The organism is Geobacter anodireducens (assembly GCA_001628815.1).
Classification (GTDB): domain Bacteria; phylum Desulfobacterota; class Desulfuromonadia; order Geobacterales; family Geobacteraceae; genus Geobacter; species Geobacter anodireducens.
Map to the genome: position 1 here is coordinate 663936 of CP014963.1, position 19691 is coordinate 683626.

General features: G+C 62.5%; 11 protein-coding genes, 1 tRNA gene, 6 pseudogenes and 1 other annotated feature. Of the genes and pseudogenes, 14 read left to right on the top strand and 4 right to left on the bottom strand.

Features of this window, described 5'->3' with window-relative positions:
• The gene (locus A2G06_03145; protein ANA39538.1) at positions 1–765 is read left to right on the top strand and encodes a hypothetical protein; all 765 of its coding nucleotides are present in this window, start codon (positions 1–3) and stop codon (positions 763–765) included.
• Here the strand turns inward: A2G06_03145 and A2G06_03150 are convergent.
• From A2G06_03150 to A2G06_03165, 4 genes and pseudogenes are all read right to left on the bottom strand, one after another.
• Entirely contained in the window at positions 735–1691 is a 957-nt protein-coding gene (locus A2G06_03150; protein ID ANA39539.1) for a hypothetical protein, read from the bottom strand. The genes A2G06_03145 and A2G06_03150 overlap by 31 nt on opposite strands.
• A 264-nt stretch (positions 1692–1955) precedes the next feature.
• Positions 1956–2031, bottom strand: a tRNA-Thr gene (locus A2G06_03155).
• Positions 2032–2177: 146 nt separating this feature from the next.
• Positions 2178–3487 (bottom strand): annotated as a pseudogene (locus A2G06_03160) (phosphomethylpyrimidine synthase).
• A gap of 49 nt (positions 3488–3536) precedes the next feature.
• On the bottom strand, positions 3537–5009 hold the full coding sequence (locus tag A2G06_03165) for a phosphomethylpyrimidine kinase (protein ANA39540.1): 1473 nt from the start codon (positions 5007–5009) through the stop codon (positions 3537–3539).
• 66 nt (positions 5010–5075) lie between these two features.
• Positions 5076–5177, bottom strand: a binding site (TPP riboswitch).
• A gap of 123 nt (positions 5178–5300) precedes the next feature.
• On the opposite strand from A2G06_03165, the pseudogene A2G06_03170 reads away from it, so the two are divergent.
• The 13 genes and pseudogenes from A2G06_03170 (at position 5301) to A2G06_03230 (ending at position 19600) form a co-directional block, all read left to right on the top strand.
• Positions 5301–6448 (top strand): annotated as a pseudogene (locus A2G06_03170) (alanine racemase).
• A 17-nt stretch (positions 6449–6465) separates the two neighbouring features.
• A pseudogene (locus A2G06_03175) lies at positions 6466–7491 on the top strand (selenophosphate synthetase).
• On the top strand, positions 7489–8769 hold the full coding sequence (locus tag A2G06_03180; GenBank protein ANA41581.1) for a hypothetical protein: 1281 nt from the start codon (positions 7489–7491) through the stop codon (positions 8767–8769). Before A2G06_03175 ends, A2G06_03180 begins: the two are co-directional and overlap by 3 nt.
• Positions 8770–8820: 51 nt before the next feature.
• Positions 8821–10386 carry a bifunctional phosphoribosylaminoimidazolecarboxamide formyltransferase/inosine monophosphate cyclohydrolase gene (gene purH, locus A2G06_03185; protein ID ANA39541.1) on the top strand — a complete coding sequence of 522 codons (1566 nt, stop codon included), beginning with the start codon at positions 8821–8823 and terminating at the stop codon, positions 10384–10386.
• A gap of 28 nt (positions 10387–10414) precedes the next feature.
• Positions 10415–11686, top strand: coding sequence for a phosphoribosylamine--glycine ligase (locus A2G06_03190; GenBank protein ID ANA39542.1), 1272 nt, complete (start codon positions 10415–10417; stop codon positions 11684–11686).
• Between the two features lie 14 nt (positions 11687–11700).
• Positions 11701–12209: pseudogene (locus tag A2G06_03195) on the top strand (phosphoribosylaminoimidazole carboxylase).
• Positions 12210–12339: 130 nt separating this feature from the next.
• On the top strand, positions 12340–12615 hold the full coding sequence (locus A2G06_03200; GenBank protein ANA39543.1) for a cytochrome C: 276 nt from the start codon (positions 12340–12342) through the stop codon (positions 12613–12615).
• A gap of 199 nt (positions 12616–12814) precedes the next feature.
• Positions 12815–14179, top strand: coding sequence for a cytochrome C biogenesis protein ResB (locus A2G06_03205; protein ID ANA39544.1), 1365 nt, complete (start codon positions 12815–12817; stop codon positions 14177–14179).
• 21 nt (positions 14180–14200) lie between these two features.
• Positions 14201–15052, top strand: coding sequence for a c-type cytochrome biogenesis protein CcsB (locus tag A2G06_03210; protein ID ANA39545.1), 852 nt, complete (start codon positions 14201–14203; stop codon positions 15050–15052).
• Between the two features lie 113 nt (positions 15053–15165).
• Positions 15166–16179: a cytochrome C gene (locus tag A2G06_03215; protein ANA41582.1), complete on the top strand. Its 1014-nt coding sequence runs from the start codon at positions 15166–15168 to the stop codon at positions 16177–16179.
• A 14-nt stretch (positions 16180–16193) separates the two neighbouring features.
• Positions 16194–17185 (top strand): annotated as a pseudogene (locus tag A2G06_03220) (cytochrome C).
• A gap of 55 nt (positions 17186–17240) precedes the next feature.
• Positions 17241–18311, top strand: a pseudogene (locus A2G06_03225) (hypothetical protein).
• A 590-nt stretch (positions 18312–18901) separates the two neighbouring features.
• Positions 18902–19600 carry a cytochrome C gene (locus tag A2G06_03230; protein ANA39546.1) on the top strand — a complete coding sequence of 233 codons (699 nt, stop codon included), beginning with the start codon at positions 18902–18904 and terminating at the stop codon, positions 19598–19600.
• Positions 19601–19691: the final 91 nt, after the last annotated feature.

The window sequence follows — 19691 nt, forward strand, 5'->3', positions numbered from 1 at the left end:
ATGGGCCTGCTTGCATGGTGGAGGAGAAAAAGGCTGCGCAGGGGCGAGTTTCCCCCCCAGTGGCTGGAAATCGTTGAACGCAATGTGCCGTTCTACAGTCGCCTGTGCGCTGACGACCGGCAGGAGTTGCTGCGGCACGTGCGGGTGTTCGTGGAGGAAAAGAGCTTTGAAGGCTGCGGCGGCATCCGGATGACCGACGAGATAAGGGTCACCGTTGCTGCCCTTGCCTGCCTGCTCATCCTCCATCGGCCCGGTGATTACTTCCCGCACCTTTCGTCGATCGTCATCTATCCGGACGAGTACGTCGGCCAGCGGCAACGCTGGGACGAGGGAGGGGTGGTCACCGAGGGGCCCGAGCCCCGGGTGGGCGAGTCATGGGAGTTGGGGACCGTTGTCTTGTCCTGGAAGGATGTGGTGCTGGACACCCAAACACCCGATGACGGGTTCAACGTGGTGTTTCACGAATTCGCCCACCAGCTCGACCACCAGGACCGGCTCACCGATTACGACGGCTTTCTGCCCAATGAGCCCGAACAGTCACCCTGGCGTGAGATCCTGGAACAGGAATACCGGCGCCTCATTGACGACGACGAAGCCGGCCGCTGGAGCTTTCTCGATCCCTATGGGGCCGAGAGCCCTGCGGAATTCTTCGCCGTGGCGACCGAGAGTTTCTTCGAGATGCCCGGCGAGTTGAAGGCCCGCCATCCGGAACTCTACGGATTATTGCGTTCGTACTATCGCCAGGACCCCGCTGTCTGGGAATAACCTTCGTCTGGGTAGGTCTCCGCCACCTCGATCTCGATGTAGTCCGAGAAGTTGGGGTCGCCGGCGCGGCGCAGGGTCACCTCGGTTGAGACGAGCCTCTTGTTGACGTAGGAGTAGCCGGACAGAACGATGATCTGGGCCGACGTCTTGATGCCGAAAACCTCGGCGGGCGTCGGCACCCCCTCAACATCCCCAGCCACGATCACGGTCCGATGGATCTCTTTCAGCCTCCGGTCGAAGAACTGTTCCACCTCCCTCAGGTCTCCCTTTACCGCATAGACCACGTTGCGCCGCAGGGGCTCATTCTCACGGATCTGAAACACGCGGGAATCGGGGAAACGGCCGGTCCGCGGCTCAGGAGCGGGAATGTCCACGGCGGGAATGATCCGCTGTCTTTTCCATGAGGTGGCAAAATCGCTGCTCACGGGGATGTGGAGTTCGTAAACCGCCACCGTTAGCGGAACGAGCGGCTTGCTGGTCTTGATGTCCCGGATCGTGCCGTCGGAAATTTCAATGGTATCCGGTTCGCCTTCCACCTTTCGCGTAATGGTGATTGCTGCGTCAAGGACGGTCCGGTCCCACGCGAAGTCGCCATAGTAGGCGGCCCCGTAGATGCTGATACCCCGGGAGATCAGGCTTTCATTGAGCTTGCGCACGTTTCTGCTGGTAATTCCCCGGTCCGAGGTGATGGTCACGAGACGGCGGTCTCCCTCGGTGGTAACCGTGATATCCCGGTACTGGAACGAGGGGGAGAAGAGGGGGGCGAGGGTCCGTTCAGCCGGAGAGGCCTCGGGCGCCTCCACCGCAAGGTAGTCCTGGGGGGCCGCCGGAACCACTGCCTGCACGGGTGCTGCCAGCAATATCGCACTACCTGCCGTTGCCGCCAGGGCCTGTCTCGCGAAGAGAATGTATCTGTCCAAACGCACGGGGGTCTCCTTTCGAGCTGGTTCGCTTCCGTCAATGACACCCATGGAGAGATTCATCCCGCCAGGGAGGAAGACGAATGGTCCGTATCTGGTGCTGCCGGAGGATGGGTTGGATTGTGGGTGGTGAGGATTGTCTAATTATGCATGTCGGCTACTCGATTTCCAGCAAAATAGTTGGGCGGGGCGGTGCATCGGCATTGGCCGAGCCCGGGCCGGAAAGCGCAAATGGGGCTGCGGCGTGTGCCGCAGCCCCATCGTGTATGCTGGAGCCACCGATCCGACTTGAACGGACGACCTGCTGATTACGAATCAGCTGCTCTACCGACTGAGCTACGGTGGCATGCAATACTTCATGTAACTTTGCTGAATTGCGAGACTGAATTGTATGCTCGGCCACAGGATTTCAGAAAAAGTGTCGTAAATGCGTTGTGGCGATACCTGTATTTACCCGAATGCCGGGCAGGTGTCAATATGTAATCCCTGCCGCTAGCGGGTTGCCGTCCGCTGCTTTTCCATGGCGTCGTCCATCACCTTGTAGGCACAGAACTCGCCGCACATGGTGCAGGCGCCGTGCTCGGCCACGCCCGACTCGGCGCGCATGCGCCGGGCTTTTTCCGGGTCGAGGGCCTGTTCGAATTGCCCTTCCCAGTCCAATTTCTTGCGGCATTTGGCCATGGCGATGTCCTTGGCCATGGCCCCCTTGACCCCTTTGGCGATATCGGCGGCATGGGCGGCGATGCGGGAGGCGATGACCCCCTCGCGGACGTCTTCCACGCTCGGCAGTCGCAGATGCTCGCTCGGCGTCACGTAGCAGAGGAAGTCGGCCCCGGCCGCTGCGGCGATGGCGCCGCCAATGGCGCAGGTGATGTGGTCGTAGCCCGGAGCGATATCGGTTACCAGGGGCCCGAGGACGTAGAAGGGAGCGCCGTGGCAGAGCCGCTTCTGGAGGAGAATGTTCGCTTCGATCTGGTTGAGCGGCACGTGCCCGGGGCCTTCGATCATGACCTGAACCCCCACGTCCTGGGCCCGCTGGGTCAGCTCGCCCAGAAGGATCAACTCGTGGATCTGGGCCCGGTCAGTGGCATCCGCGAGGCAGCCGGGGCGGAAGCCGTCCCCCAGCGACAGGGTCATGTCGTACGCCTTGACGATGTCGAGCAGCCGGTCAAAGTGCTCGAAGAGAGGGTTTTCGGCGTTGTTGTAGGTCATCCACTCAACGGTGAAGGCGCCGCCGCGGGAAACCACGTCCATGATGCGTCCCTCGTTCTTCATGCGCTCGACCGTGGCGCGGGTCACGCCGCAGTGGACGGTGATGAAGTCGACCCCGTCCTCGGCATGCTTGATGATTCCCTCGAAGATATCGTCCACGGTCATGTCGACGATGGCCTTTTTCTTGGTTCTGACCGCATCGAGGGCCGCCTGGTAGAGGGGGACGCTGCCGATGCAGGCATTGGTCTCGGCGATGATCGCGCGGCGGATTTCGTCCACCGGTCCGCCGGTGGAAAGATCCATGATGGCGTCGGCGCGTGGTGAACCGCCACCCGGGCCTTCTCAAGCTCCTTGGTGATATCCGTGTCGTCGGCGGAGGTGCCGATGTTCGCGTTGACCTTGGTCCGCAGCCCTGTGCCCACGGCCAGGGGGCGGCCGTTGTGGTGCTTGTTGTTGTGGCAGATGATGATGGTCCCGTCGGCAATGCCCGCCCTGATGAATTCGGGCGATACCCCTTCGGCCAGGGCGGCCTCTTTCATCTTGTCGGTGATGATACCGTTGCGGGCGTATTCCAGTTGCGTCATAGCCATGTGTCGATACTCCTTGGTCGTTATCCGGGTGATTTCTGCCGGTCCCCGATCACCGGTCCCTGACGTCCTCCGCGGCGAGGATATGGTTGACCGGTCCGTGTCCGCGTCCCAGGGGCTGGGCAAGGCGGATGGCAGCGGTGATGTAGCGTTTGGCCCGGGCGATCGCTTCGCGCAAGGGGTCGCCCTGGGCCAGATAGGCGGCAATGGCCGAGGAGAAGGTACAGCCGGTGCCGTGGGTGTTTTTCGAGAGGATTCGCGGTGAGGCGAAGCGGTGGAAGGCTGCCCCGTCGAAGAGGATGTCCACCGAGTCGCCGGCCAGCAGGTGGCCGCCCTTGATGAGAACGTTGCGCGCCCCCAGCCGGTGCAGGCGGCGGGCCGCCTCCCGCATCGATTCTTCGTCGGAGATGCTTGCGCCGGTGAGCCGCTCGGCCTCGGGTATGTTGGGGGTAACCAGGTAGGTGAGGGGAAAGAGCCGCTCCTTGAGCACGCTTACCGCTCCGCGGTCGATCAGGTTCGCCCCCCCCTTGGCCACCATGACGGGATCGACCACTACCATTCGCCGCCGGTACTCGACAAGCTTCGAGGCGATGGCGACGATGGTTTCCGCCGAGAAGAGCATGCCGGTCTTGACCACATCCACGGGAATGTCGGAGAAGACCGCATCGAGCTGGTCGGCAACGAACGCCGGTGGTACGCCGTGGATGCCGCTGACCCCCCGGGTGTTCTGGGCTGTCAGGGCCGTGATGACCGACGAACCGTAGCTCCCGAGCAGGGTGACGGTTTTCAGATCTGCCTGGATGCCCGCGCCTCCCCCGGAATCGCTGCCGGCCACGGTAAGGACGGAGCCGCGCGGAAACGGTGCGCGCCGGTTGAAGAGCAGGGCTAGCTCGGTGGCCGCCAGGGCCGGGTCGGGCTGGGACAGGACCGCCGATATGACTGCCACGGCATCGGCACCGGCGTCGATGACACGGGCGCCGTTATCGCGGGTGATGCCGCCGATGGCGACGATGGGGATGCTGATGGAGCTCCGGATGGCCGCAAGCAGCTCCGGTCCGGCCACGTGCTCGACCTCCTTGCTCCGGGAGGGGAACATGGCGCCGAAGCCGATGTAGTCCACCCCGGCCGCCTGGGCCTCCAGGGCTTCGCTCAGAGTGTGGGTGGACACGCCGATGATCGTGCCGGGGCCGAGAACGCGCCGCGCTTCGCGGGGGTCGCCGTCCCCCTGGCCCAGGTGGAGGCCGTCGGCCTTGAGGCTTGCGGCCATCTCCAGGTCGTCGTTCACGATGAAGGGGATGCTCCGCCTGCGGCACAGCTCCCGCAACTCAAGGCCGAGGGTGAACCGGCCCTCCCGGTCCAGATTCTTGTTGCGGTACTGGACCACCCGGGCACCGCCGTCAATGGCCGCCTCAACGCGCGTGATGAGGTTGTCGTCGTGGTCGGTCACCAGGTAGAGCCCCCTGATGACCGAGTCGTGCTTGTCCCGGTTGACGACGAGCCGAAGCGTGTGACCGTTAGAGGCCATGGCAGGAAATCTCCTCAAAAAAAAACCGCGACGGCAAAGTCGCGGTTCCAGAAAAGACGTACGGATGATTGTTTCTGGCCGCTTCCCTACGCCGGTATAAACCGGATCAGGTTCGAAGGGTTCGGGCGTGGCCCGTCTCAGTTCCCAGGAACTCCCCCAGCAGACTATGTGTGTAAACAAAGCTAAACGATAATCCCCCACAAGTCAACGGAATTAACGTGGATTTGCCGGGCGGTAAGGCGCAGGTTTTCATCCTTTACAGCCGGGAAGAGAAGTGGTACCTAAAGGGGCATGGACAGCCGGCCCACCATTGCTGAAGTCGATCTCGCCGCCCTCCGTCACAACTACGACCTCGTCGCCCGTACGATTCCCCAGGGGTGCGGCATCCTGGCGGTAGTCAAGGCCGACGCCTACGGCCACGGCTTCATGGATATCGCCCGCGAGCTGGAGGCCCTGGGAGTGACCGCCTTCGGCGTTGCCTTCCTGGCCGAGGGAATTCAACTGCGCAAGAGCGGCATCGATCGTCCCGTCCTGATCCTGGGAGGGGTTTATCCCGGCCAGGAACGCAAGTGCGTGGGGTTCAACCTGTCCACGGCCCTGTTCAGCCTGGAGCAGGCGCGGGTTCTGGACGATGCGGCCGGCCGCCTGTATCGCCGGGCAAGGTCCATGCGAAGATCGATACCGGCATGGGGCGCCTCGGCATCCCCCACGAGGAGGCGCAGGCCTTCTTTCGCGCCCTGCGGGAGTTGAAGCACCTGGACCTGGAGGGGATCATCTCCCACTTCGCCTCCGCCGACGAACTCGACGAAGATGGCCGGCGCTACTCCGATCTCCAGGCGGGCCGGTTTGCCGCGGCTGTCGCGGCGGCCCGCCACGAGGGATTCGAGCCGCGCTATGTCCATATCGCCAACAGCGCGGCAGCCTTCGGCATGGACCTGCCGTTCTGCAACCTCGTCCGGCCCGGAATCGTCCTCTATGGCGCGCTCCCTTCCGGCGACTTCGAGGGAAAGATGGCGCTCAAGCCCATCATGCGCCTGCGCAGTTCCATCGCCTTGCTCAAGTGGGTTGAGCCGGGCACGAGCATCAGCTACGCCCGCCGCTTCACCGCCCCTGACCGGCGACTCGTGGCCAGTATTCCGGTCGGCTACGCCGACGGTTACAGCCGTTCCCTCACCAACCGCGCGGAGGTTGTCGTGCGCGGCCGGCGCGCTCCGGTCGTGGGCACCGTCTGCATGGACTGGATCATGGCCGACGTGACCCACATCTCCGGCGTGACCGTTGGCGACGAGGTGACGCTCCTGGGGTGCGACCGGGAGGGGAACTGCGTCCGTGCCGAAGAGCTTGCCGAGTGGGCCGGCACCATCCCCTACGAAATTTTCTGCGGCATCAGCAAGCGGGTGCCGCGCATCTACCTCAACCCGTCGATCAGGCACAGGTGAGGAGAAAGGAACCTCCGATGACCGAAGGCATCAAGCTGACATCGCTCGTCAAAGCAGCCGGCTGAGCGGCAAAGCTGGGCCCGGCGGGCCTGGAACAAGCGCTGAGCGGCATGGTTCGGGAAGACGATCCGAATCTGCTGGTGGGGCCGGAAACCGCCGACGACGCGGGGGTGTACCGGATAGGGGAGGGGCTCGCCCTGGTGGAGACGGTGGACATCATCACCCCACTGGTGGATGATCCCTACACCTTCGGCCGGATCGCGGCGGCCAATGCCCTGTCGGATGTCTTCGCCATGGGCGGGCGGCCGGTCACGGCCATGAACCTCGTCTTCTTCCCGGCGTGCGCGCTGCCGGGGTCGGTCCTTTCCGCCATTCTGGCCGGCGGGCACGACGCCCTGCGCGAGGCGGGGGCCTGTCTCGTGGGCGGCCATACGGTGGAGGACGACGAGCTCAAGTACGGCCTGGCCGTGACCGGACTCATCAGTCCGTCGCGCGTGGTGCGCAATGCCACTGCACGTGCCGGGGACCGGCTGGTGCTCACCAAGCCGCTCGGCACCGGCATCGTCTCGACGGCGATCAAGGCCGACATGGCACCGGCTGCGCTCACGGCCGAAGCCGTCCGCTGGATGACCACGCTGAACGCCGAAGCCGCGGGACTCATGCTCGAGAGCGGGGCCTCCGCCTGTACCGACGTGACCGGTTTCGGCCTGGTCGGACACGCCTGCGAGATGGCTCGGGGGGCAGGGGTGACCCTGCGTCTTCACCTGGAACAGGTGCCGGTGCTGGACGGCGTCATGGGCCTGGTGGCCGACGGGCTCGTGCCGGCCGGCTGCTATCGCAACAGGGATCACTATGCACCCTTTGTCGGCGCGCCCCGCAGCGACGACGACCGGCTTCTTCCCCTCTTCGATCCCCAGACATCGGGGGGGCTTCTCCTGTCCCTGGCTCCGTCCTCCGCCGGCCGGTTCCTCGCTGCGGCCGGCGACCGGGGGCTGTTTGCCCTGGAGGTGGGGGAGGTCCTCCCGCCGGGGAGTGCGCCGTTGACATCGTCTGACTCCAACGTTGATCCAGGCCTCGGCATTGCCGTTGACCTGGGCACCACCACCCTTGCCGCTTCGCTGGTCGATCTGTCCTCCGGAGAAAGGCTGGCGTCCGCCGGGTCCCTGAACCCCCAGCGGGAATTCGGCGCCGACGTGGTCTCGCGGCTCGATGCCGCCTGTCGTTCCGGTGAGTCGCTGCAACGCATGGCCGCGTTGGTCAGGGAGGAGTTGTACCGCCTCGCGGTCCGTCTGCTCGACAGCGCCGGCGAGGCACGGGATCGCCTGCGCATGGTGGCCGTGGCCGGCAACCCTGCCATGGAACACCTCCTGCTCGGGCTCCCCGTGGTCCGGTTGGCATACCCCCCCTACCGTCCGCTGTTCTCGACCTCCACGAATATTCCCGCGACAGACCTGGGGTGGGACCTGTCCGGCCGGGTCGCGCTCTTCCCGCTGCCGGGCGGCTTTGTGGGCGGCGACACGGTAGCCTTCCTGTTCGGTGTTCCCGATGTGTGTGCCCCGTGCCCTGCTCCCCGTCTGTTTCTGGACATGGGAACCAATGGCGAGATGGTTCTCCAGTGCGGTGATGTGCTGCTGGGCACATCGGCCGCCGCCGGTCCCGCCTTCGAGGGGGGAGGGCTCGCCTGCGGCATGGCTGCCCTGCCGGGGGCCGTGAACGGCATCGTCCGGGATGGAGACCGCGTGCGCGTCACGACGATCGGAGGCGGCCAGCCCCTCGGTGTCTGCGGTTCTGCGGTGCTGGACACGGTTGCGCTCCTGCTGGAAGAGGGGCTTCTGGACTCCACCGGCCGCCTTCTGCCGCCGGAAGAGATCGCGTCACCCGTCGGCGCCCGCATGGGAACGGTGGGCGGGGAGCCCGCGCTCATCCTTCATCGGGATGCGGCGCGGACCATCTATCTCTCCCAGGAGGATATCCGCCAGGTGCAGCTCGCCAAGGGGGCAATCCGCGCCGGCATGGAGGTCCTGTGCGAACGGGCCCACATCCGGTGTGAGGATATTGAAGAGGTTGTCCTGACCGGCTCTTTCGGCGCGGTTCTCTCACCCCGGAGCCTAAAATTCATTGGAATTTTCACGGAAAAGATGGTACAAACGACCCGTTTCGTCCGGGAGGGTGCCCTGGCCGGTGTCGAAAAGGCACTGACCGCCCCGGAGGGGTTCGAGGCCGTTGATCGACTGGCCCGGGCGCTCCGGGTGATTCCCCTCTCGGGTACGCCTGCCTTTGAGAAACACTTTCTGAAGCACATCGACTTCCCGTCTCGCTAACATCCGCCACGGAGCTCGTGGTGATCTCAGCTCATGTCAAAGGGGTAAACCATGGCAAAGATAACACGTGCGCTCATCAGCGTCTCGGACAAGACCGGCATCCTCGATTTCGCCCGGGAACTGGCCGGCTACGGCGTGGAGATCCTCTCCACCGGCGGTACCGCAAAGCTTCTCCGCGACGCGGGACTCGCGGTCAAGGACGTTTCCGATTTTACCGGTTTCCCGGAGATGCTCGACGGCCGGGTCAAGACGCTTCACCCCAAGGTCCACGGGGGCCTTCTGGGAATGCGCTCCAACCCAGACCATGTGGCAACCATGAAGGCGCACGGCATCGAGCCCATCGACCTGGTGGTGGTGAACCTCTACCCCTTCGAGGCCACCGTGGCCAAGCCCGACTGCACCCTGGAAGATGCCATCGAGAACATCGATATCGGCGGTCCCACCATGCTCCGCTCCGCGGCCAAGAACAACGCCGACGTGACCGTGCTCGTGGACCCGGCGGACTACCAGCCGGTTCTCGATGAGATGAAGGCATCCGGCGGCGCCGTGTCCCGGGAGACCAACTTCCGCCTGGCGGTGAAAGTCTACCAGCACACCGCAGCCTATGACGGCGCCATTTCCAACTGGCTCGGCGCCCGGACCGGCGAAGGGATCGCCACCTATCCCGACACCGTCACGCTTCAGTTCAGAAAGGCCCAGGAGATGCGCTACGGCGAGAACCCCCACCAGGGTGCCGCCTTCTATGTGGAGCGCCAGGTGAAGGAGGCGTCCGTTGCCACTGCCCGCCAACTCCAGGGCAAGGAGCTTTCCTACAACAACATCGCCGATACCGACGCTGCCCTGGAGTGCGTGAAGCAGTTCGCCGAAGGCCCCGCCTGCGTCATCGTGAAGCATGCCAACCCCTGCGGCGTGGCCGTGGGCGGGACGCTGCTGGAGGCCTACGACCGGGCCTATGCCACCGACCCCGAATCGGCCTTCGGGGGCATCATCGCCTTTAACCGGGAACTGGACGCCGACACGGCGCGGGCAATCTGCGACCGCCAGTTCGTGGAGGTCATCATCGCTCCCGCCGTATCGCCGGAGGCCACGGAAGTGGTTGCCGCCAAGAAGAACGTGCGGCTCCTGGAGTGCGGCACCTGGCCGGAGAAGCCGCAGCCGCGCCTCGATCTGAAGCGGGTGAACGGCGGCATCCTGGTGCAGGACACCGATCTCGACCTGTACGCCGAGCTGAAGGTCGTGACCACGCGGCAGCCCACCGAGCAGGAGATGAAGGACCTGCTCTTTGCCTGGCGCGTGGCCAAGTTCGTCAAGTCCAACGCCATTGTCTACGGCAAGGGCAATATGACCATCGGCGTGGGGGCCGGCCAGATGAGCCGGGTCAACTCCGCCCGCATCGCCGCCATCAAGGCCGAGCACGCGGGGCTCGAGGTGAAGGGGGCCGTCATGGCGTCCGACGCCTTTTTCCCCTTCCGCGACGGCATCGACAACGCGGCTGCCGTGGGCATCACCGCGGTGATCCAGCCGGGCGGCAGCATGCGCGACGCCGAGGTGATCGCCGCCGCCGACGAGCACGGCATGGCGATGGTATTCACCGGCATGCGGCATTTCAGGCACTGAGACACGGAACGATCACGGGGAGGAACCCATGAAGGTATTGGTAATCGGAGGCGGCGGGCGGGAGCATGCCCTGGTCTGGAAAATCGCCCAGTCGCCCCTTGTCGGCAAGGTGTACTGCGCGCCGGGAAACCCCGGCATCGGCCTTATCGCCGAGAACGTTCCCCTGGCGGTGGACGACCTGGACGGGCTCGCCGCGTTTGCGACGGAGCAGGCCATCGACCTCACCGTGGTGGGGCCGGAACTGCCTCTTTCCCTCGGCATCGTTGACCGGTTCGAGGAAAAGGGGCTGCTGATCTTCGGCGCCCGCCGGAATGCCGCCATCATCGAAGCGAGCAAGGCGTTTTCGAAAGACCTGATGAACAAGTATCAGGTACCCACCGCCGCCTATGACGTCTTTACCGAGGTGGAGCCGGCCGTGGCCTTCATCGACCGGGTAGGGGTGCCCATCGTCGTCAAGGCGGACGGGCTGGCCGCGGGCAAGGGGGTCATCATCGCCCATACCCGTGAGGAAGCCGTTGGCGCCGTGACGGACATGCTGTCGGGCAACGCCTTCGGCGATGCCGGTTCGCGGGTGGTCATCGAGGAGTTTCTCACCGGGGAGGAGGCATCGTTTCTCGCCTTCACCGACGGCAAGAACATCATCCCCCTGGCCAGCGCCCAGGATCACAAGGCGGTCTTCGACGGCGACACGGGGCCCAATACCGGCGGCATGGGCGCCTATTCTCCCGCGCCGGTGGTTACCCCGGCCATCCATGACAAGGTCATGGCAGAGGTGATGCGCCGGACCGTGGACGGCATGGCTGCCGAGGGGCGCCCCTATCGCGGAGTGCTGTATGCCGGGCTCATGATCAACGGCGATCAGGTGAAAACCCTCGAATTCAACGCCCGTTTCGGCGACCCCGAGTGCCAGCCGCTGCTCATGCGGATGAAGTCGGATATCGTGCCCGTGCTCCTGGCGGTTGCCCGGGGTGACCTGTCGGGCATTGAGCTCGAATGGCACGACAAGGCCGCCGTTTGTGTCGTCATGGCCGCCGGGGGATATCCCGCCGATTACCGGAAGGGAGACGAGATCCGGGGGCTGGAGGATGCGGCCCGCATGGAGGATCTGTTCGTGTTCCACGCCGGCACATCCCGGAAAGACGGCCGTATCGTCACCAGCGGGGGGCGGGTGCTGGGGGTTACCGCCCTCGGCGCCACGGTGGGCGAGGCCATTGATCGCGCCTACCGGGGGGTCCAGGCAATTTCGTGGGACGGCGTCCACTACCGCACAGACATCGGCGCCAAGGCGCTCACGCGTTGACAGGGGAGGTTGCGATGGAAAACCCTCAGGTGCTCATCATCATGGGGAGCGATTCGGACGTTCCCGTCATGGAAGAAGCGGCAAAGGCCCTTGATGCCTTCGGCGTGACCTGGGAAATGCGGGTGGCGTCAGCCCACCGTTCGCCGAAAAAAGCGGCGGGTCTCGCCTCGGCCGCGGCCGCGCGCGGCGTGAAGGCAATCATTGCCGGCGCGGCGTGGCTGCCCACCTTGCGGGGGTCCTCGCCGCCGAGACCATCCTTCCGGTTATTGCGGTGCCAATGCCGGGAGGGGCGCTCAACGGCGTCGACGCCCTGTACTCCATGGTGCAGATGCCGGGCGGGATTCCGGTGGCCACCATGGCCATCGGCAAGGCAGGAGCCAAGAATGCCGGTCTGTTCGCGGTGCAGATCCTGGCCCTCGGCGATGCCGCCATGGCCCGCAAGCTGGTGGAATACAAGGCGGCCATGGCGGAAGAGGTGGAGGCCAGGGACCGGGATCTCCAGGCTCGGTTGGGCCGGATGTAGAGGAATATTAACTTGCTGTAATTATGCGGGTTTGGCAGCGGGCCCAGCAGCTTTCCGCTTGACAAAATCTGCATCTGCTGTATAACAAATTGCGATTTTCATCAACCTGTTAGAAAGGGGTAAGAATCACATGAAAAAGGTTATTGCTTCTCTCGCGCTGTCCGTATTCTGCGCCGGCCTCGCCTTTGCCGCCGACGACATCGTCCTCAAGGCCAAGAACGGTGATGTGAAGTTCCCGCACAAGGCCCACCAGAAGGTTATCCCCGACTGTAAGAAGTGCCACGAGAAGGGCCCGGGCAAGATCGAGGGCTTCGGCAAAGAGATGGCCCACGGCAAGGGGTGCAAAGGCTGCCACGAAGAAATGAAGCAGGGGCCGACCAAGTGCGGCGAGTGCCACAAGAAGTAATGATTGCTTGATCTTGCTTCTTTGTGATGTACCAAAGGGATAACAGGGATTTACTGTTATCCCTTTTTCTTGACCGAGAAAATAATTAAATTAAATTAACTGTTTGTTTTTTCCGGATATTTTTGTTTATAATCGTCTCTGCCCTGGTCGGGGGTCTGGCATTGACGACCATAATCCTAAACATTGCGGGAGCGTTACCTTGACAACCAGCGATCGCGGCTTCTTGCAGGCACTGTGGGATTTTTTCTGTTCCCTCAAGTTGGCTATTTTCCTTCTCATTCTCCTGGCGGCAACGTCCATCATCGGTACGATCATTCCGCAGCAGAACCCGCTTCCCCCTGAGTATCTCGCAGCCATAGGCGGCACGGGAGGCATGAAGTTCAAGGTCTACTCGACCCTCGGCTTTTTCGACATGTACCACTCCTGGTGGTTCATCCTGCTGCTCTATCTGTTCACGGTCAACATCGTTGCCTGCTCCATCAAGCGGCTGCCCCGGGTATGGAAAACCATCTCCGAGCCTACGCTCGTCATGGACGAGGGCTTTGAGCGGACCCTGACGCTTACCCATGATTTCAAGAAAGAGGGTGATGCGGCTGCCCTCAACGAGAAGATGAAGACGTTCCTCAAGGGCGAATTTGCCGAGCCGGTGGTGACCGAGCGGGATGGAGAGTTCCATCTCTTCGCCCAGAAGTCGCCGTACAGCAGGCTGGGTGTTTATGTGGTGCACCTGAGCATCGTCATCATCTTCATCGGCGCCCTGCTCGGATCGTTTTTCGGCTACAAGGCCTATGTGAACATCGTTGAAGGCTCGGGAACCTCCACGGTCATGTCTCGCAAGGGCGTGCCGATCGATCTCGGCTTTACGGTCAAGTGCGAGGATTTTTCAGTTTCGTTTTACGACACCGGCGCCCCCAAGGAGTTCAAGAGCCTCCTCACCGTCATCGACGGCGGCAAGGTGGTCATCGACAAGCGTCCGGTCATCGTGAACGATCCGCTGACCTACAAGGGAATTACGTTCTACCAGTCGAGCTACGGTCCTGCGGATGAGGGCGGCCTCTATCACCTCACCGTGCGCGAGCGCAAGGGGGGGGCTCCCGTGCGGGTTTCGCTATCCATGGGAGAGCGGAAGGTTCTGCCCGACGGTTCCGCAGTCCAGCTCCTGGAGGGCACTGACGAGATCGGACGCTTCATTCCCCAGTTCCGGGGACCGGCGGTGAGGGTCGCCGTTGAGCCCAAGAGCGGCGAACCCCAGGCGTTCATCGTGTTCCAGAACTATCCGGAATTCGACGTCCAGCGTGGAGCGGACCTTATCTTCACCTACGAAGGGGCCGATCTCAAGATGTTCACCGGACTTCAGGTTGCCAAAGACCCGGGCGTCTGGGTGGTGTGGCTGGGGTGCACCCTGATGGTGGTTGGCTGCTGCATGGCGTTCTTCATGTCCCACAAGCGGATCTGGATACGGGTTCGCAAGGGGCATGTGACCCTCGGCGGCACCGCCAACAAGAACCAGCCGGGATTCCAACTCGCCTTCGACGCCCTTGTCGAAAAACTGAAAACTCTGTAAGTACGGGTGGAGGATTGACCAATGACCAGTTCCATGCTGTTCAACATCACGACGTTCTCCTATCTGGTCTCCATGCTCGCCTTTTTTGCCTTCCTGGCGAGCAGGAACCGTCATGTGGGGATGGCGGGAAGTCTCATTTCCTATTTTGGCTTCTTCGTCCACACGGCCGCCATTTTGCTCCGCTGGAAAGAGTCCTATGACATCGGGCACGGCCACGCTCCCCTGTCGAACCTCTACGAGTCGGTGGTTTTCTTTGCCTGGACCATCGTTCTCATCTTCGGCATCATTGACCTGAAGTACAAGTACCGGGTCGTGGGCGCGTTCGTCATGCCCTTTGCGCTCCTCGGCATGGCATGGGCCCAGTTGACGCTCAACAGCGGCATCGAGCCCCTTGTTCCTGCGCTCCAGAGCAACTGGCTGCTCTATCACGTCGTCACCTGCTTCCTGGGCTATGCCGCCTTTGCCGTTGCCTGCGGCATCTCCATCATGTATCTGATCAAGGCGGGGAAGGAGGATTCGTCCCAGTCGGCGCAGGCCGGCGGAATCATCTCCATGTTCCCGCCCACGAAGATCCTGGATGATCTCAACTACAAGGCGATCATGATCGGGTTCCCGCTGCTCACGCTCGGCATCATCACCGGCGCGGCATGGGCCAACTACGCCTGGGGCACCTACTGGAGCTGGGACCCGAAGGAAACCTGGTCGCTGATCGTCTGGTTCGTGTATGCCGCATTCCTGCATGCCCGCTTTACCCGCGGGTGGGTCGGAAAGCGCGCCGCCATCCTTTCCATTGTGGGATTCGCGGCCACCATCTTCTGCTACCTCGGCGTGAACCTCCTTCTCTCCGGTCTCCACAGTTACGGAGGAGGGTAGGCCTTCCGTTGGCAGTGCTCTTGCATTGCTTGCAGGGCATGCCTGACAATTTTTCCCGACATACCCTCATCGCTTCGGCGCCCATACGGGCGCCGAAGTTCGTGCGTTCCGCCATGAAAGCGCTGTTGGCCGGCAGTGTTTGTCGCCTTCTGGCTGTTTCCCTCGTTATGTCAGCCACTTCCCTTTGGTCGGCGCCTATCCCCGGCATCCCTGACGGATGCGCCACGCGTTGTCACAGGAGCAAGGCCCGCGATGGCGTAGTGCATGGGCCGGTGGCCTCCGATGATTGCATCGCCTGTCACAATCCCGTCGGTGCGGCGGTCCACCCCAAGCAGCAGGGGGCGTTCCGGCCTGTGGCGAAAGGTGCTGCCCTCTGCCAGATCTGCCATGAAAGCATGGCATCGAAGAAGGTGGTTCATCCCCCGGTTGGCGGAGGAGAGTGCCTCTCCTGCCATGACCCTCACCAGTCGGCCAATCCGTCACTTCTCAAGGCGCGCGGTGCTGCGCTCTGCTTCGGTTGCCACGATGCCGCTGCCTTTTCCTTCCGCCATGGCCATCTGCCCGTCACCACCGGCGAATGCCTGAAGTGCCACGACCCCCATCAGTCAGACTCACCGAGGCTTCTCCGCGGGAGCGGGGCGGCTCTTTGTTTCCGGTGCCATGACGAAAAAATGGCAGCGGGCCGGTCAATTCACCAACCCGTGGCGCGGGGAGAGTGCTGCGACTGTCATAACCCGCACGGGTCCTCCTTCCCGAAGCTTCTGCGGAATGCCTATCCCGAGGCGCTGTACCTGAGCTACGAGCAGAATGACTTTGCCCTCTGTTTCACGTGCCACTCCCGCCAGATGGCCGACGACCGCCGCACGGATACCCTCACCGGCTTCCGCAACGGTGACTATAATCTGCACTATCTGCACATCAACAAGCCCGACAAGGGGCGTTCGTGCAAGACCTGCCACGACGCCCATGCGGCGCCGCAGCAGCGGCTTGTCAAAGAGCGGATTCCCGGCTTCGGCAGTTGGGACATACCCATCCGATACACAAAGACGGATACCGGCGGCACCTGCGTTGTGGGGTGCCACAAGCCGAAATCCTACGACAGGCTCCGCGCGGTGAGCAACCCGTAGCGGCTGGAGGATACATGCTGGGGAAAGGACTATGGCTGGCCGTCTGTGCCGTGATACTGCTGGGCACGCCGGCGACGGCGGGCACAATCGCCTTTGTGGCGCCGACGCCCAATACCTGGGTCGGCCGATCGGATCATCTGGTTCTCAAGCTGAACAATCCCGAAATCACCGCTGTCCGCATCAATGTCAATGGTGTTGTCGGCGATATGCTGGCTATCTCGTCGCCCGAGTACCGCAAGGCCTTCCAGGATTTCCTCATCGTGCAGCCCCTCTGGGATCAGGGCCGCAACGAAGTCTCCGTTGAGGCGTATGCCGGCAAAGAGCGGGTCGAGACCACCGTTGCGACCGTCTATTACGCTCCTGGCAGGATGGTGCGACGGTGCCGCCCGAGTTCAAGCCGTTTGCCTTCCATGTGGCCGATACGGAGAGCAGGTGTGCCGGTTGCCACAACATGGCGCCGAGCCCGGCCCAGCTTCTGAGCACCCAGGAGCGGGAAAACCCCTGTTTCGGCTGCCATCGCGGCATGCTCAAGGTGGCGTTTGTCCATGGCCCGGCCGGGACTTACTCCTGCGTCTATTGTCACAAGGAAAAGGCATCCCCGAAATATTCGGTGCCCAAGCGCGACAGTGCGCTCTGCGTCGAGTGTCACGAGGACAAGTCAACGGATTTCGCCAAGCGGAAATACGTTCACGGCCCCATTGCCGGCGGCATGTGCGAGGTATGTCATGATCCCCACGGCAGCGCCAACCGGGCCCAGTTGCGGATGCCGATCAACACGCTCTGTCTTTCCTGCCATGAGGCCGTTGCCAGGAGGCCCCATATCCTGAGGACACCGTCGGGAGAGGGGCACCCGGTAAGCGGCAGGAAAGACCCCTCTGCGTCAGCCTCGGGGCGGGACATGTCGTGCATATCATGCCACAATCCCCATGCGGCGGATGTGCGTTATTTCTTTGTGAATAACGCGGAAGAACGCATGGCATTGTGCCAGATGTGCCATAACAAGTAGACTAGGGCTGGCGGCGTACGATTGCCGGACTATTCTCATGGAACGAGGTGACCATATGAACGTTCTGAAGCTCATCCGCAGGTTCGTCGGTGCGGCCGTCCTGTGCGCCCTGTGCGCCGGCTGCGCAGGACAGCAGGTCCGGGAGGAGCGGCGCTACTTCTGGCCGCCGCTGCCCGAGCGTCCCAGGATCGAATGGCTCGGTGCCTACAGCAGCCAGAACGACTTCCCGAAGCAGGGATTCGCGTCGTTCATGGCAGCCATTGCCGGGGAAGAACAGGCCATGAGCCTGACCAAGCCGCTGGATGTCTATGCGGATGGCCAGAACAGGATTTATGTGGCAGATCCGGGCCTTCGCGGCGTGGTGGTGTTCAACATGAAAGAGCGGAGCGTGTCGATGCTCGGCGGACCCCAGGCGGCTAACCAGTTTACCACCCCGGTTTCGGTCACTGGTGATTCCCAGGGGAATATTTACGTTTCCGATGCGGAAAAGGGGGGGATACTAGTTTTTGACAGATTTGAGGTGCCGCGTCGTTTTATCGACACCAAAGCTACTGTCACGAGGAACACTGACATCGCCGTGGATGAAAAGCGTCAGAGAATTCTCGTGGTGGATGCGCGCGAGCACCGGATTGCCATCCTCGACATGCAGGGGGGGCTGCTTTCCGCCTTTGGAAAACGTGGCATCGAAGACGGCGAATTCAACTTTCCCGTGGCGGTGGCCATCAATCGCAAGGGGGAGATCATCGTAGGCGATGCCATGAACGCCCGGGTTCAGATCTTCGATCAGGACGGGAAGTTTCTCCGCAAGTTCGGGCGCCGGGGCGACGGGCCGGCCGATTTCCAGATCATGAAAGGCGTGGCCGTCGACTCGGAGGATCATATCTATGTGACCGAGGGAAAAGGTCACAAGCTCATTATCTTCGGCACCAACGGCGAGTATCTTCTCACCGTGGGCGGACTCTACTCCGCCATCACCACCGGCAAGCAGGCCCCCGGCGGATTCGTCATTCCTCAAGGGGTCTTCATTGACGACAAGGACGTCATTTACGTGGTTGACCAACTCAATCGGCGGTTCCAGGTGTTCCAGTACATCTCCGACGATTTCCTCAAGCGCAACCCCATCCCGGATGGCAGGAGTAATATCGGTTCCTTCGCCTGCCAGGAGTCTGTCCGACTTGGGAAATCGAAGCGAAAGCTCGGCTGGCCCAGGGCAGATTGTGTCGATTGCGCAGGTCAATTGTCATTTCACTGGCAGAAAAACCGGCGAAATATGAACCGACCAGACGGATTTGCAGCGGCTTTACGCTAAGTCAGACAAACGCCCGAAACCCGCGGTTTCCGAAGAGCCCTCGCCAGCATGGTTGCTGTCGGGGGCTCTTCTTATTTTTGTCATCAACAAGTTATTTAGCGGATGTATTGAGTGTCAGTGCCATCTTCCCTTCGGTGCTGTAGCGAGTTGCGGTTAGTGCCAAAAAAATGTAGCGCTATATGGCGTTCGAACTTCTCGGAAATACGTCCCGGGACAACGTTGCCGAGAGAAATAGGCTTGATTGGTGTAATCCGTGTGCGTGTATCCAACCGTAATTATTGATCTCCAGGTCTTTTATGAGAAGGCGTTGAATATTGGCGTGCTGGTTGCATTGTGTATCTCATCCATTGGTATCAACGCGAACGGCTGAGAAAGCACATAGTACCCACGTGAAAGGAGAACGCAGCATGAGAAGCGAAGCAAAAATCGGATTGGCCCTGACCGCACTCCTGGTGGCCGTTACCGCGGCGGGAGCCGCCAGCATCAAGAATACCAAGCACGACCTGAGTTCCGGAAGCACCGGCGCCACATTCAAGGCGACGAACACCGACCAGATCTGTGTGTTCTGTCACACCCCGCACAACTCGGTGCAGGACATTCCCCTCTGGAACCGCGGCAACCCCACTGCCACAACCTTTACGCTCTACTCCTCCAGCGGCATGAACAACGCGCCGGTCAAGCAGGGCTTTACGGCCGACTCCATCTCGCTCTTCTGCATGAGCTGTCATGACGGGGCCACCGGCCTGGGTGGCGCGGTGCACAACGACCCCAACGGCGTGGCAATCACCATGGTGGGGGGGAACGATGTGATCACCGGCGATGCCAACCTGGGCACCGACCTGAGTAATGACCACCCGGTCAACTTCCTGGTTACCGCCTCCGGAATTGCCGCCGACGGCAACCTGGGCGCCCTCGATACCGGTACCAACCCGCCGACCATGAAGACCGCGGACGTGACCAACGGCCTCCCCCTCTTCAGGTCCGCCCGCGGAGCCACGACCCTCGAGTGCGGCAGTTGCCACAAGGTCCACGACAACACCGACGCTCCGTTCCTCCGTACCACCATGGCGGGCAGCAAGCTCTGTCTCGGCTGCCACAAGAAGTAGGGGGACCTCTCCGGAACGAGGGTGGACTCTGGTCCACCCTTTTTTACGCAGCGGTCCGGCTTGTGGTGCCTGCAGCCGGTCGCCCGGAGGG

Bases quoted from the DNA above. Each gene is read 5' to 3' on its own strand.
- A2G06_03145 (ANA39538.1), top strand. From the start codon at position 1: ATGGGCCTGCTTGCATGGTGGAGGAGAAAAAGGCTGCGCAGGGGCGAG.
- A2G06_03165 (ANA39540.1), bottom strand. From the start codon at position 5,009: ATGGCCTCTAACGGTCACACGCTTCGGCTCGTCGTCAACCGGGACAAG.
- purH (ANA39541.1), top strand. From the start codon at position 8,821: ATGGCAAAGATAACACGTGCGCTCATCAGCGTCTCGGACAAGACCGGC.
- A2G06_03190 (ANA39542.1), top strand. From the start codon at position 10,415: ATGAAGGTATTGGTAATCGGAGGCGGCGGGCGGGAGCATGCCCTGGTC.
- A2G06_03200 (ANA39543.1), top strand. From the start codon at position 12,340: ATGAAAAAGGTTATTGCTTCTCTCGCGCTGTCCGTATTCTGCGCCGGC.
- A2G06_03210 (ANA39545.1), top strand. From the start codon at position 14,201: ATGACCAGTTCCATGCTGTTCAACATCACGACGTTCTCCTATCTGGTC.
- A2G06_03215 (ANA41582.1), top strand. From the start codon at position 15,166: ATGAAAGCGCTGTTGGCCGGCAGTGTTTGTCGCCTTCTGGCTGTTTCC.
- A2G06_03230 (ANA39546.1), top strand. From the start codon at position 18,902: ATGAGAAGCGAAGCAAAAATCGGATTGGCCCTGACCGCACTCCTGGTG.